The 14,478-nt window shown below is 71.3% G+C and carries 10 protein-coding genes; 3 read left to right on the plus strand and 7 right to left on the minus strand.

Going from position 1 to position 14,478, the window contains the following annotated elements; all coding sequences use genetic code 11:
• Positions 1-126 precede the first annotated feature (126 nt).
• The 6 genes from gap to uvrC form a co-directional block, all read right to left on the minus strand.
• Positions 127-1,134, minus strand: a complete 1,008-nt coding sequence (gene gap, locus ACZ41I_RS21475) for a type I glyceraldehyde-3-phosphate dehydrogenase (RefSeq protein ID WP_069781521.1) — start codon at positions 1,132-1,134, stop codon at positions 127-129.
• 343 nt (positions 1,135-1,477) lie between these two features.
• Positions 1,478-4,432 carry a M14 family metallopeptidase gene (locus tag ACZ41I_RS21480; protein ID WP_468514812.1) on the minus strand — a complete coding sequence of 985 codons (2,955 nt, stop codon included), beginning with the start codon at positions 4,430-4,432 and terminating at the stop codon, positions 1,478-1,480.
• Positions 4,433-4,583: 151 nt separating this feature from the next.
• Positions 4,584-5,573 (minus strand): DNA-binding protein WhiA, encoded by a 990-nt coding sequence (gene whiA, locus ACZ41I_RS21485; protein ID WP_351247281.1) that lies wholly within the window; start codon positions 5,571-5,573, stop codon positions 4,584-4,586.
• Positions 5,564-6,658, minus strand: a complete 1,095-nt coding sequence (locus ACZ41I_RS21490) for a gluconeogenesis factor YvcK family protein (protein WP_468514813.1) — start codon at positions 6,656-6,658, stop codon at positions 5,564-5,566. The genes whiA and ACZ41I_RS21490 overlap by 10 nt, the downstream gene beginning before the upstream one ends.
• A complete protein-coding gene (rapZ, locus tag ACZ41I_RS21495) occupies positions 6,655-7,674 on the minus strand; it encodes an RNase adapter RapZ (RefSeq protein WP_363213677.1) in 1,020 nt (339 codons plus the stop codon). Before rapZ ends, ACZ41I_RS21490 begins: the two co-directional genes overlap by 4 nt.
• Positions 7,671-9,758 (minus strand): excinuclease ABC subunit UvrC, encoded by a 2,088-nt coding sequence (gene uvrC, locus ACZ41I_RS21500; RefSeq protein ID WP_399770201.1) that lies wholly within the window; start codon positions 9,756-9,758, stop codon positions 7,671-7,673. Before uvrC ends, rapZ begins: the two co-directional genes overlap by 4 nt.
• 458 nt (positions 9,759-10,216) lie before the next feature.
• Between uvrC and ACZ41I_RS21505 the strand changes: the two genes are divergently transcribed.
• The gene (locus ACZ41I_RS21505; RefSeq protein WP_399770198.1) at positions 10,217-11,164 is read left to right on the plus strand and encodes a hypothetical protein; all 948 of its coding nucleotides are present in this window, start codon (positions 10,217-10,219) and stop codon (positions 11,162-11,164) included.
• A gap of 530 nt (positions 11,165-11,694) precedes the next feature.
• On the opposite strand, the gene ACZ41I_RS21510 is transcribed toward ACZ41I_RS21505, so the two are convergent.
• Positions 11,695-12,123: a Rieske (2Fe-2S) protein gene (locus ACZ41I_RS21510; RefSeq protein ID WP_399770195.1), complete on the minus strand. Its 429-nt coding sequence runs from the start codon at positions 12,121-12,123 to the stop codon at positions 11,695-11,697.
• Positions 12,124-12,446: 323 nt separating this feature from the next.
• Here ACZ41I_RS21510 and ACZ41I_RS21515 point away from each other — a divergent pair, with 323 nt between their 5' ends.
• Positions 12,447-13,568, plus strand: coding sequence for a LacI family DNA-binding transcriptional regulator (locus tag ACZ41I_RS21515; RefSeq protein WP_468514814.1), 1,122 nt, complete (start codon positions 12,447-12,449; stop codon positions 13,566-13,568).
• A complete protein-coding gene (locus ACZ41I_RS21520; RefSeq protein ID WP_468514815.1) occupies positions 13,565-14,476 on the plus strand; it encodes a carbohydrate kinase family protein in 912 nt (303 codons plus the stop codon). The genes ACZ41I_RS21515 and ACZ41I_RS21520 overlap by 4 nt, the downstream gene beginning before the upstream one ends.
• Positions 14,477-14,478 lie beyond the last annotated feature (2 nt).

The following is a 14,478-nucleotide window of genomic DNA, read 5'->3' on the forward strand; positions in this document are numbered from 1 at the left end:
CTTCTGGCTCCCCTTCCTTCCCCCCCCCCCCCCCCCACCCCCCCCCCTCCCCCCCCCCCCACCCCCCCCCCCCCCCCCCCCCCCCCCCCCCCCGGGCCCTGGTCTCACTGCGCGGCCCTGCTGGGATCAGAGCTGGTTGCCGACGAAGACCGTGAGGTCGACGAGGCGGTTGGAGTAGCCCCACTCGTTGTCGTACCAACCGATGACCTTCACGTTCTTGCCCTCCTGGACCATGGTCAGGGAGGAGTCGAAGGTGCAGGACGCCGGGGCGTTGACGATGTCGGAGGAGACGATCGGGTCCTCGGTGTAGTCGAGGAGGCCCTTCAGCTCGCCCTCGGCGGCCTTCTGGAAGGCGGCGTTGACCTCTTCCTTGGTGACCTCGCGGCCGAGCTCGACGACGAGGTCGGTGACCGAGCCGGTCGGGACCGGGACGCGCATGGCGATGCCGTCCAGCTTGCCCTTGAGCTGCGGCAGGACCAGGGCGGTGGCCTTGGCGGCACCGGTGGTGGTCGGGATGATGTTCTCGGCGGCGGCACGGGCGCGGCGCAGGTCCTTGTGCGGGAAGTCCAGGATGCGCTGGTCGTTCGTGTACGCGTGCACCGTGGTCATCAGACCCTTGACGATGCCGAAGTTCTCGTCGAGGACCTTCGCCATCGGCGCCACACAGTTGGTGGTGCAGGAGGCGTTGGAGATGACGTGGTGGTTCGCCGGGTCGTACTTGTCCTGGTTGACGCCCATCACGATGGTGATGTCCTCGTCCTTGGCCGGGGCCGAGATGAGGACCTTCTTGGCGCCGCCCGCGATGTGCTTGGCGGCGTCCTCCTTCTTCGTGAAGATGCCGGTCGACTCGATGACGATGTCGACGCCCAGCTCACCCCAGGGGATGTCGGCCGGGTTGCGCTCGGACAGCACCTTGATGGTGTGACCGTCGACGGTGATGGTGTCGGCGGTGTGGGAGACCTCCTGCTTGAGGCGACCCAGGATCGTGTCGTACTTGAGCAGGTGAGCGGTGGTAGCGGTGTCACCCAGGTCGTTGACAGCCACAACCTCGATGTCCGCCCCCTGCTCCAGCAGCGCGCGGAAGTAGTTACGACCGATGCGGCCGAAGCCGTTGATGCCTACGCGGATCGTCACGAACCGATCTCCTCGTTGGTACGCCGGCCATGCGGTGCCGGCGAGCTCTGTTTGGGATGTCCCCGACCACCACCGACCCTACCTCCCGGAGGGCCCCGGAGTGACATCGAGACGGCCCATACACGGGCAGGCATTCCGTACCCGCCAGTAGGGGTACGGAACCTCCCGGAACGGCAGTGGATTCACCCGTATTTAGCACGGAATGCCGGGCAATTTTTGCGCTGTCTTCACTCGTTCGTGAGCGGGTCGGCTCACTTGATCAGGGGCACTTCTGCGCACCCCTGAGAGGGCTCCCGCTCACCTGTTGGAACAAGGTGAGCGGGATCTGTCAACGTGGCGGCCCTCACCCGCCGAGCGCCGCGCACGCCTTCCTCATCAGGGCTGCCCGGTCGGCCGCCGACGACACCTGCTCCAGGCCGAAACCGAGCAGCACGGTGTCGTCCGTGGTGACCGCTCCGTACGTCTGGAAGAGGGCCCGGGTGCGCGCCCAGTCCTTCAGTGCGGCCGGGCTGCCCGCGGGCGGTCCGGTCACGTGCCAGGCGCCCAGGGACGACTCGAACCCCTCGGTCTCCCTGGCCGTGCCGCCGACGACGAGCGAGGCGTCGTCGGCGAGGACTCCATGTCCGCCGGTGCCCTGGTCCGTGATGTAGCCGATCGAGACCTCGACGGACTTCCCCGCGTAGGCGCTCAGGTCGAAGGTGAGCCGCTGCCAGCCACCGGAGCTGCCGGTGAGGCTGTTCCAGGAGCCGGTCGTGCCGGTCGTGGTGCAGGCCTTGTCCGCGAGCGTCAGATAGTGCTTCAGCCACGGGTGCTCGGCGATCAGGAACCCGGCCCCGCAGTCGGACGGCGCGGCCGTCTTGGTGGCGCCGCCGGCCTCCGGCAGGGTCGTCCAGTCGTCCGCGCCCACCGTATGCGCCTCGATCACCGCGTGGTCGTAACCCGGCTCGGTGTCCCACAGCAGCCGCGTGGTGAGGGCCGGCTTGTCGGCGGCGCCGACGCCGGTGAGGTCGATGGTGCGGGTGAGGCGCTTGTAGGCGTCGTCGGTGTGCACGGCGGCGGCCATGTACGACCCGGAGTACGGCCCGTAGGGATTGACGGCCCCGGCGAACCGGCCCGCCCCCGCGCTCTTGAACTGCGGGTACGTGGACACCGGAAGCTCGTCGGAGGTCACGCTGTAGGTGCCGGCCTTGTCCAGCGGGTTGCCGGGCGCGTCGCCGAGGGCGCCCGTGTAGCCGTCCAGGGCGCCGGAGCCGGTGAAGCCGGTGGCTCCCTTGGCCGAGGTACGGCTGTAGGCGCCCAGGTAGTACTGGCTGAAGTCGTCCGAGAGGCTGCCGTCGCCGAGTCTGACGCCGCCGCCGGCCAGCTCACCGGCCTCGATCAGCCTGCCGCCCTCGTTGAGGTAGGCGCGCAGCTGCAGCTGGGTGGCGTTGCCGGGGCCCTTCGTGCCGGAGTAGTGCACGACCGTCCTGAAGTGCTTCAACACGCCGAGCGCGTCCGGGACGCCCTGCCCGGCCACGTCCCACACGATCGCCGGGTGCCCGGCCGCCTTGAGCGCGTCGACGTACTTCTGCGCCTGCGTGGCCGTCGTGCCCTCCTCGGCGACGACGAGCGTGTCGGCCCTCGGCCGCTCGGCGACGGTGTAGGTGAAGTGGGAGCCGGCGACCTTCTTGCCGCTCTTCGTCGCGCCGGTGAACCACACCTCGACCTTGTCACCCGGCCCGCCGCCCCGCACCGTGGCCCGGTACTCGTCGAAGTACAGGTCGTCCGCGCCGCCGTAGGTCTTGCCGCCCTTCCAGTGCCGCAGCGTCCCGTCGTGGACGCGTCCGCCGTTGATCCGGTACTTCAGTTCCTTGTCGCGGATCGCCTTGCGGGCGACCACGGAGACCTCCTGGTCCGCGCCCCGGGAGTACGACGTGGAGAACGCGCCCGGGGTGAAGTCGGCCGCGCTCCGCCCGACCGAGGAGGCAGGCCTGTCCGGATGTACGGCGGTCTCGGCGACGGAGAGCGCGAACGGGATGTTCTTGGCGAACTCCTGCCGGATCAGCTTCTCGTCGTCGGGGAAGCTGAACTCCGACCGGCAGTCCTCGGGCTTCCAGGCGTCGTTCGGGTCGACGTTCGACGCGGTCTGGCAGGTCGACATCTCGGGAGTGAACATCGCGACGCCGTCGACGTTCGACGCGTGCCCGTCCGCCTCGCCGTTGGTGGTGTACAGCTCCGAGGAGAGCTGCGGATGGTAGCCGGGGACGGCCGGCTTGTCCGGGGTGCCGGCGAGCGCCTGGTAGAGGACGTCGTCGGGGCTCGGCGTGGCGACCTGCCAGCCGACGCCGTACAGGAGCAGTTCGGCCGCGGAGTGGTAGTTGACGGCGTATCGGAACCCGATGCGTTTCTCGAAGCTGTCCAGCGCCTTGGTCTCGGGCTCCGACTCGGGGCTCGCGCCGCGGTAGGTCTCGCTGGTGGAGTTGGGGGACGAGCCCTCGTCGTCGTAGCCCCACTTGTAGGGGAAGTTGCGGTTGAGGTCGACGCCGTCGCCCGCGCCGATGACACCGTCGCCGTTGACGTCCCGCAGGTTCTTGCGCCACAGGCGGGTTCCGGCGTTCTTGAACGTGTAGTCGTAGCCGTCGGGGTTGGCCGAGATGACGAACCACAGCTCGGTCGAGTCGACGATCTTCCGAATGCGTTGGTCTGTGTGGTAGTTGTCCAGGTAGTAGTGCATCAGGCGCCGGGTCATCTCGGGCGTGATCCACTCACGCGCGTGCTGGTTGGACAGATACAGCACGGACGGCCTGGAGCCGTCCTTCGTCCTCCCGGCGTTCCTGGTGAGTTTGAGGGCGAGGATGTCCTGCCCGTTGATCGTCCTGCCGATGGACTCGACCTTGGTCAGGCCGGGGTTGGCCCGGGCGGTCCGGAGGATCTCCTCCTTCAGGCCGCCGCTGCCGCCGTACGGGCGGAACACGCCCTGCGACGCGGTCGTGACGCGTGCCTGTGCCCGCGCCGACAGGGTGTGCTCGGTGAGGTCGACGCCCTCTTTCCGCAGCGCCGCCGCCTGCTTGCCGGTGAGGTAGACCTCGACCTCGGTCTTCCCGGGTCCGGTGACCTGCTCGCCGAGTTCCTGCCCGTCCTGTCCGGCCTTGAGGAGCAGAGGAATCTGCTGCGGAGTGACGGCGGCGCGGTAGACCCTGATCTCGTCCGGGCCGGACGTCGCCGGGTTACCAATCCGGGCCTGGGCGTGGGGTGCGAGGCTCGCTGCGCCGATGAGAAGCGCGCCGACAGCGAGGATCGATTTCGCTCGGTGTCTCATGAACCCCCCTAGCGGTGGTCCGCCACAGCGGCGAACAAGTTGCCAGGCTCATGTCACCTCATGATCGAGTCAAGAGCGCCTCATGGACACGCAACGCCGGTGCCGACCACCCGAATGGGCGTACGGCACCGGCGGCTTGGTACGGCGGCGGTCAGCCGGCCAGGTTGTCCGCCAGCTCCTCCGTGAGGTTCGCCTCCGTACCCGGGATGCCCAGGTCGGCGGCGCGCTTGTCGGCCATCGCCAGCAGGCGGCGGATACGGCCCGCGACCGCGTCCTTGGTCAGCGGCGGGTCGGCGAGCGCGCCCAGTTCCTCCAGGGAGGCCTGCTTGTGCTCCATGCGCAGCCGGCCGGCCGCCGCGAGGTGCTCGGGGACCTCCTCACCGAGGATCTCCAGCGCCCGCTGGACGCGGGCCCCGGCGGCCACCGCGGCACGGGCCGAACGGCGCAGGTTGGCGTCGTCGAAGTTGGCGAGCCGGTTGGCGGTGGCCCGCACCTCGCGGCGCATCCGGCGCTCCTCCCAGGCCAGCACGGACTCGTGCGCGCCGAGCCGGGTCAGCAGCGCACCGATCGCGTCACCGTCGCGGACCACGACCCGGTCCACCGTCCGCACCTCGCGCGCCTTGGCGGCGATGGACAGCCGGCGGGCGGCGCCGACCAGCGCGAGCGCGGCCTCCGGGCCCGGGCAGGTCACCTCCAGCGAGGAGGAACGGCCGGGCTCGGTCAGCGATCCGTGCGCCAGGAAGGCCCCGCGCCAGGCGGCCTCCGCGTCGCAGGTGGCCCCGGAGACCACCTGCGGGGGCAGGCCGCGGATCGGCCGGCCCCGGCCGTCCACGAGGCCCGTCTGGCGGGCCAGCTGGTCACCGCCCGCGACCACCCGCACGACGTACCGCGAGCCGCGGCGCAGACCGCCGGGCGCCATCACGATCAGCTCGGAGCTGTGGCCGAAGATCTCCAGGATGTCCCGTTTGAGACGGCGGGCCGCCATCGCGGTGTCCAGCTCCGCCTCGATCACGATGCGCCCGCTCACCAGGTGAAGGCCGCCGGCGAACCGCAGAATGGCGGAAACCTCCGCCTTCCTGCAGCAGGTCCGGGTGACGGGTAGCCGGGAGATCTCGTCCTTCACCGCTGCCGTCATCGCCATGGGCCGATCCTTCCATGCATCCGAAAAATACGGTCGTACGCGGCGGCCAACAGCTCCGGATCATGCCGGGGTGATCCATCGGTCCGGGCCACCGGTGCCAGCTCGATCGCGGCTCCCAGCCGTTTGGCGGCCTCGGTGAGCGAGTCGCGGTCGGGCACGGCGGCCTGGTCGGCCAGCACCACGTCCAGGGCGAGTTTAGGGGCGTGTCGCCCCAAAACCTCCAAATGACGCTGCGGGGAGAAGCCCTCGGTTTCTCCCGGCTGCGGGGCGAGGTTCAAGGACAGCACCTTGCGCGCCTTGGTCTCCGTGAGAGCGTCCAGCAGCTCGGGGACGAGCAGGTGCGGGATCACCGAGGAGAACCACGAGCCGGGGCCGAGCACCACCCAGTCCGCGTCCAGGACCGCCGCCACGGCCTCGGGCACGGCCGGCGGGTCGTGCGGCACCAGGTGTACCGACTGGACCTCGCCGGGCGTCAGCGCGACCGTCGCCTGCCCGCGCACGGTGTCCACGTCGTCCGGACGGTCAGGATCATGCCCCTTGACCAGGGCCTGCAGCTCCAGCGGTACGGCGGACATGGGCAGCACACGCCCGTGCGCGCCGAGCAGCTTGCCGACCAGGTCCAGCGCCTGCACATGGTCGCCGAGCTGCTCCCACAGGGCGACGATGAGCAGATTGCCGACCGCGTGGTCGTGCAGATCGCCCTGCGAGGTGAAGCGGTGCTGGATGACCCGGGCCCAGGTCTGGCCCCAGTCGTCGTCACCGCACAGCGCGGCCAGCGCCTTGCGCAGGTCACCGGGCGGCAGCACGCCCAGCTCGTCGCGCAGCCGGCCACTGGAACCGCCGTCGTCGGCCACGGTGACGACGGCCGTGAGGTCGCCGGTGATCCGGCGCAGCGCGGCGAGCGAGGCGGACAGGCCCATACCGCCGCCGAGCGCGACCACCTTGGGCTGTGCGCCCCGCCGGCGGGGCCGGCCACCGCGGGCCTCGGCGGGCCGGACCGGCCGGGACTCGGCAGCCGCACGGCCCGCGCGTCCCTCCGGCACCATCCTGCGCAGCCGGCTGAGCCGCCGTGTACGTTCCGTCATTCCCGTCCCATGTCCCGGTGTACGACCACCGTCTCCACGCCCTCGGCCGCGAGGCGCGCGGCGAGCTTCTCCGACATCGCGACCGAGCGGTGCTTGCCGCCGGTACAGCCGATGGCGATGGTCACATACCTCTTGCCCTCGCGCCGGTAGCCGGCCGCGATGAGCCGCAGCAGTTCGGCGTACCGGTCGAGGAACTCCTTCGCACCGGGCTGGTTGAAGACATACGCGGCGACCTCCTCGTTGAGGCCGGTGTAGGGGCGCAGCTCCGGGACCCAGTGCGGGTTGGGCAGGAACCGCATGTCCGCGACCAGGTCGGCGTCGACCGGGAGGCCGTACTTGAAGCCGAAGGACATCACCGTGGCCCGCAGCTCGGGCTCCTCCTCGCCGGCGAACTGGGCGTCCATCTTGGCGCGCAGCTCGTGCACGTTCAGGCTGGAGGTGTCGATCACCAGGTCGGCGTCGCCGCGCAGCTCGCGCAGCAGCTCCCGCTCGGCGGCGATGCCGTCGACGATACGGCCGTCGCCCTGCAGGGGGTGCGGGCGGCGCACCGACTCGAAGCGGCGTACCAGGGCCTCGTCGGAGGACTCGAGGAAGACGATGCGCCGGGTGACGCCACGGGTGTCCAGGTCGGCGAGGGATTCGCGCAGATTGTCGAAGAAGCGCCGGCCCCGCACGTCCACGACGACCGCGATCCGCGCCACGTTGCCCTGCGAGCGGGCGCCCAGCTCCACCATGGTGGGGATGAGGGCGGGCGGGAGGTTGTCCACGACGAACCAGCCGAGGTCCTCCAGACACTTGGCCGCCGTCGACCGTCCCGCTCCGGACATGCCGGAGATGATCACCAGTTCGGGGATGGCCGCTTCGGGGGCCTGGGCGGACGTAGCGTCCGTGCTCACCTGTGCTCCGTTTTCCTGCGCCGCGGGCTGCTCACCGGCCGCGGCCTGTGGCTGGTCGGGCCCCGCTTCCCGGGGGGCCGGATCTCGCTCCGCTGTGGGCTGTGCGTCGTGCTCGGTCATGTCTCCTGCCCCCGTCGTTCGTCCGGGAGACCCGCGGTTACGGGCTCCCCCGAGGAACCCATCGTCGTATCGGGTTCCTCATCATCAATGATCTCTCCAGTCGCCGTGTTCACGGCGGGTGCGGCCGGGGCCGCCTGGGCGAGGGCCACGGCGATCGTCTCGGCCGTCTTCCGGCCTATCCCGGGCACCTCCTGGATCTGTTCGATTGTGGCGGACCGCAGCTTCTTCACCGAGCCGAAATGCTTGATGAGTGCCTGCTTGCGGGTCTCGCCGAGGCCGGGGACGTCGTCCAGGGGGCCGGACCGGAAGCGCTTGGCCCGCTTCGTCCGCTGGTAGGTGATCGCGAACCGGTGCGCCTCGTCCCGGACGCGCTGGAGCAGATACAGGCCCTCACTGGTGCGGGGCAGGACGACCGGGTCGTCCTCGCCGGGCACCCAGACCTCCTCCAGCCGCTTGGCGAGGCCGCAGACGGCGATGTCGTCGATGCCCAGCTCGTCCAGGGCGCGCCGGGCCGCGGCGACCTGTGGCTGACCGCCGTCGACGACGACCAGCTGCGGCGGGTAGGCGAACTTCCTGGGACGGCCGTCGTCGTCCTTCAGCGAGCCGGCGAGCGGCTCGCCGTCGGGAAGGGCGCTCTCGCCGTTCGCGGCGGTCCCCTCGCCGTCGGCCCACTCCCCCGTCCTCTCCTTCTCGGCGAGGTAACGCCGGAAGCGGCGGGTGATCACCTCGTGCATGGAGCGGACGTCGTCCTGGCCCGCGAAGCCCTTGATCTGGAAGCGGCGGTACTCGCCCTTGCGCTGCAGGCCGTCCTCGAAGACGACCATGGAGGCGACCACGTCCTCCCCCTGCAGATGCGAGATGTCGTAACACTCGATCCGCAGCGGCGCGCTGTCGAGGTCGAGTGCCTCGGCGATCTCCTCCAGGGCGCGCGAGCGCGTGGTCAGGTCGGAGGCACGCTTGGTCTTGTGCAGTGCGAGAGCCTGCTGGGCGTTGCGCTGCACGGTCTCCATCAGCGCCTTCTTGTCGCCGCGCTGCGGGATGCGCAGGGAGACGTTCGCCCCGCGGCGGCCGGCCAGCCACTCCTGGACCGGTTCGACCGGCTCGGGCAGCGCCGGGACCAGGACCTCCTTGGGGACCGCGTCCCCGGTCTCCTCGCCGTAGAGCTGCTGCAGGGCGTGCTCGACCAGGGCGCCGGTGGTGATCTCCTCCACCTTGTCGGTCACCCAGCCGCGCTGGCCGCGCACCCGGCCGCCCCGCACATGGAAGATCTGCACGGCCGCCTCCAGCTCGTCCTCGGCGACGGCGATGAGGTCGGCGTCGGTCGCGTCGGCGAGCACGACGGCGTTCTTCTCCATGGCCTTCTTCAGGGCCTCGATGTCGTCGCGCAACCGAGCGGCCCGCTCGTACTCCATCTCCTCGGCCGCCTCCATCATCTGCTTCTCCAGACGGCGGAGGTAGGTGCCGGTGCGGCCGGCCATGAAGTCGCAGAACTCCTCGGCCAGCTCCTGGTGGTCCTCGGGGTCGATCCGGCCGACGCAGGGGGCGGAGCACTTGCCGATGTAGCCGAGCAGGCAGGGGCGACCCGTACGGGCGGCGTTCTTGAACACGCCGGCCGAGCAGGTGCGCACCGGGAACACACGCAGCAGCAGGTCGACGGTGTCCCGGATGGCCCACGCGTGCCCGTACGGCCCGAAGTACCGGACACCCTTCTTCTTGTGACCGCGCATCACCTGCACACGCGGGAACTCCTCGTTCATCGTCACCGCGAGGTACGGGTAGCTCTTGTCGTCGCGGTACTTGACGTTGAACCGGGGGTCGTACTCCTTGATCCAGGAGTACTCCAGCTGGAGGGCCTCGACCTCCGTGGACACCACGGTCCACTCCACGGACGCGGCGGTGGTCACCATCGTCCGGGTGCGCGGGTGCAGGTTCGCCAGGTCCTGAAAGTAGTTCGCCAGGCGCTGGCGCAGGCTTTTCGCCTTTCCGACGTAGATCACCCGGCGGTGCTCGTCACGGAACCTGTACACCCCGGGGCAGTCCGGGATCTCACCCGGCCTGGGGCGGTAGCTGGAGGGGTCGGCCATGTCTCACACCCTACTGGCGCGCACCGACACCGCGTCGGGCCTGTGGACAACGCCCGCCCCGTGCCGCTCAGCCGTCCACATGCCGGCTTGTGTCCGCCTGTGTCCGCCGGTGGCAGGGCCGTTCCGATCAGGTACCGGACGGCGGGGACACCGGCGAACGACCAGGTCTCCGTCACGCGCTGATCTCCCCGCCGGGACGCCCCGGGGAGCACGCTGTTCGTGGCCGGCGGCCCTGCTCCGGTCGCTCGGCCCGACCGGCCGCGGCCGTGGCGGGTTCGAGGTGTTGTCGGGGTCTGGTCAACACGCTTCAATGCGGGGGAACTCGGGGCCGTGCACGCTCGCGTACGGGCGCAGCGTGCGCAGTCACGGCGTCCACCGGCGCCCACGGGGGTGGCCCCGCACACCCGCTCAGACGGTCTGACCAGCCGTTGTGACACCTCATAGAAAGGCGCCCCGGCATGCGGCATGCCACGGAGCACGCGCACCTCCCCACCGCGGAACTGGACACGGCCCTGCGGGGCGGCCCCTTCCATGTGGCGCTGCGCGCCGCGATCGCCGCACGCGGGCTGCCGCTCCAGCGCGTCCAGCACCATCTGTCCCGCCACGGGGTGAAGGTCGGCGTCACCAGCCTGAGTTACTGGCAACAGGGCGCCCGCCGCCCCCAGCGCCCGGAGTCGTTGCGTGCGGTACGGGCGCTGGAGGAGATCCTCCACCTGCCGGACGAGTCGCTGATCCGGCTGCTCGCCGAGGCCGACGAGCGCACGGTGGCCGGCCACCCGGCCGTGCGCTCGTATCGCTCCCTGATCGAGGCCTCGGACGTGCTGGACCGGCTCCGGGCCGAGCTGGGCTGGTCCCTCGACGGCGGGCTGCGCACCGTGGGCCACCACGAATGCGTCCGCATCGGCGCCCGGCGCGAGCTGGCGGGCCGCGAGGCCCACCACATCGTGCGGGCCCACCGCGACGGCGTGGACCGCTTCCTCGCCGTGCACCACGGCGATCCCGGCTGCCGCCCGCACGACATCAGGGTCCGGGCGCTGGAGAACTGCCGCACGGGACGTGTCCGCTGGGACCAGGACACCGGCGTGCTGGTGGCCGAGCTGCTCTTCGGCACCCGACTGCGCTCCGGGGACACCTTCCTCTTCCGGTACGGCATCGAGGACGGCACGGCCGGAGCCTCCCGCGAGTACCTCCACCACTTCGGCCATCCCGGCGGCCAGTACGCCCTCCAGGTGCGGTTCGACGCGGCCGCCCTGCCGATGCGCTGCCAACGCTTCACCCAGCACTCGACGGCGGCCCCGCGCAGCGGCCGGCACGACCTGCCGGTCACCGGCCCGCACCACTGCGTCCATGTGGTCGAGCCACGGATCCGTCCGGGGATCGTCGGCATTGCGTGGGAGTGGGAGTGAAGCCGCCTGGACGTGGTGCGCTGTGGTTGAGGGTCTGAGCTAAGGCCTGTTGAGGCGCCGGGATCCGTCGCGCCGGTCCGAAGCCGGGGCTGCCGGCTCGGCGGAGGGGCAGAGGGAGCGGGACGGCCGACGGCGCGGCGACGGATGGGGGGCCGGTCGTGGGCGGGGGGTGGGCAGGTGGTGGGCGGGTGGTGAAGGTGGCACCTGGGTGCGGGGGCGGGTAGCGGCTGCCGCTCCGCGGGCGCGATGAGGGCAGCACCTTGGCACGGGCGGCAGCCGGGGGCGCGGAGCATCAGGAGGCGGGGAGTGCCGGGGGGCGGGCGGCGGACCTCGGCGCGAGGCCGTGACGGGAGTGGCTACGCGCTTCGGGAGCAGGAGCAGCGGGCCGTGTGCGGCTGAGCGGCACGGCGGCGTGACCGCAGGCGGCGCAGCGCGGTCAGCGGGGGGCTGTGGGGCGGGACAACTGTGGGGGCGGGACAGCCGGCGGCGGCGCACGCAGCCGCGGGTGTGCTGGTGTGGGAGCGGGCCGGTCAGGCGCCCGGGCCGGCGATGATCCTTCCGTTCGTGGTCTTGACCGGCAGTGTGACCAGGGGCTCGGTGGCCGGCGACTGGACCACCTTGCCCGTCACGGCGTCGAACTGGCTGCCGTGACAGGGACAGATCAGAGTCGTGCCCTCCAGCTTGTTGATGGGACACCCCGCGTGCGTGCAGATGGTGCTGTACGCCTTCAGCTCGCCGCTCCCGTCGCGGCTGACGACGACGTTGTGATCCCGGTAGAGCTTGGCGCCGCCCTTCGCGATCTCGCTCTCGGCACCGAGGTCGACCGGCGCGGTCGGGGTGGCCGCTGCCGAGCTGACCTGCCCCGGCACCGAGCACGCCGCCAGACCGAGTCCGGCGACCGGGGCCACGGCGGCCCCTCGAAGGACGGTACGGCGGCTCGCGGAGGGGCGGGCAGGCATCTGGAACTCCACTGCTCAAGGGATGTGCGGGGCGACGATACCCGGGCAGAAGGGTCGGCCTTGGGGTGGGGGGGCCAGGCCGCGGGCCAGGGCGTCAGTGAGGTACGGGGAGAGACGAGGGTTGGAGGCGGGGGCGGCGAGAGGAGGCGTAAACGCTTGCGCAAGCGTTTACGCGAGCACGGTCGATGGGATACCGTCCCGGCCGGAAGGGCCCACGGCCGTTCGGGCCGGCGGCTCTGTGCGGTGCGAGCAGTGCGTTCGCTCAACGCGTCCGCGGCGATCGGTTGCTGCGTCGGCGCAGTCGGCTCAGGAAGGGAAAAGCGATGACCACGATGGCGGACGTCGCGCGGAGCGCCGGGGTCTCCGTGGCGACCGTTTCCCACGTCCTGAACGGCACCCGTCCGGTGTTGCCCCACACCCGCCAGGCCGTGCTGGACGCCATCGACGCGCTCGGTTACACCCCCAACACCCTGGCCCGCTCCCTGGTGACCTCCCGCACCCGCTCCATCGGGCTCGCGGTGTCGGCGATCAGCAACCCGTACTTCACGGAGATCCTCCAGGGCGTCGAGGCCACCGCCCTGGAGGCGGGGTACGGCCTGCTCATCGCGGACCCGCACGACGACCCCGGGCACGAACGCAAGGTCGTGCAGCTCCTCCACGAACGCCGGGTCGACGGAATGATCGTCGCGCCGTCCGCGCATCCGCACGAGCTGGTCGGCTACCTCCGCCGCCGTGCCGTAGCGACCGTCTTTCTGGACCGGACGATCGACGCAGACGTGCGGGACGGCACCGCGGTCGGCGGTGGAGCGCCCGGCGGGGGCACGCCCTGGTACGACCAGGTCTGCGCCGACAGCGCCGAACCGACCGCCCGCCTCGTCACCCATCTCGCCGGGCTGGGACATCGCCGGATCGGTCTGGTCGCGGGTCTGCCCGGGCTCAGCACCACCAGTGAGCGTGTCTCCGGCTACCGGGACGGCCTCACCGCCGCCGGCCTGGTCCACGACGAACGGCTCCTCGTGTCCGGCAATTCCGAGTCGGCGGGTGCCGAGCAGGCCACGGCCGCCCTGCTCGCCCTGCCCGATCCGCCCACGGCGCTCGTCACCGCCAACAACGCGATGACCATCGGTACCCTGCGCGCCCTGCGCCGGCACGGCCTGTCCGTCCCGGGCGACATCGCCTTGTGCTGTGTGGACGACTTCGCCTGGGCCGACCTGTTCTCGCCCCGGCTCACCGCCATCGCCCAGCCCAGCAGAGAGCTGGGCGCCCAGGCCGTGCAGGTGCTCCTGGACCGTCTGGACGAGCCGCGCCGGCCGACCCGGACGGTGCGGCTGCCGTGTGCGTTCGTCCACCGCACGTCCTGCGGATGCCCGGAGGAGCCGGGCCGGTCCGAAGAGCCCGGGCACACCACGTCATCCACGCCGTCGGAGAAAGGAAACGCCTCGTGATCGTCGTCGCCGGTGAGGCACTCATCGACCTGGTGCCGCAGGGCTCGGGTGCCCTCGCGGAACTGAAGCCGGCGCTCGGCGGCGGCCCGTACAACACCGCCGTGGCCCTCGGCCGGCTCGGCTCCCGCACCGCGTTCTGCTCCCGGACGTCGTACGACGCCTTCGGTGAGGCCCTGCTCGACGGGCTGCGAGGGGCCGGCGTGGATGTGTCGGGCGTGCAGCGCGGGGCAGAGCCGACGACTCTGGCGGTGGCCACGATCGACGCCGGCGGCTCGGCCGCGTACTCCTTCTATGTAGACGGCACCGCCGACCGTCTGTTCACCACTCCCACCGCGCTGCCCGCCGGCACGCGCGCCGTGTCCTTCGGCACCTGCTCGCTCGTCCTTGAACCAGGAGCGAGCGCCTATGAGAAGCTGATGCGCTCGGCGGCCGGACAGGGGCTGTTCACCGCGCTCGACCCGAACATCCGGGCGGGGCTGATCCCGGACGCGGACGCCTACCGGGCGCGTTTCAAGAGCTGGCTGCCCTCGGTGACGCTGCTGAAGCTCTCCGCGGAGGACGCCGAGTGGCTGGGCGGCACCCCGCGCGAGTGGCTGGCCGCGGGACCGGCGGCCGTCGTGGTGACCCGGGGCGGGGAGGGTCTGACCGTGTTCACCCGAGACGGCGCGGAGTACTCCGTACCGGGTGAGAAGGTCGCCGTGGTGGACACCATCGGCGCCGGGGACACGGTGAACGCGGCACTGCTGCACGGTCTTTCCGTACAGGACGCGCTGTCGGAGGAAGCGCTCGCCGCCCTGGGGACTCAGGGCTGGACGCGGCTGCTGCGCTTCGCGGCACGCGCGGCGGCGATCACCTGCTCGCGGGCGGGGGCCGAGCCGCCGTACGCGGCCGAGCTGGGTGGCCTGTGAGC

The organism is Streptomyces sp. NPDC030799 (assembly GCF_055572255.1).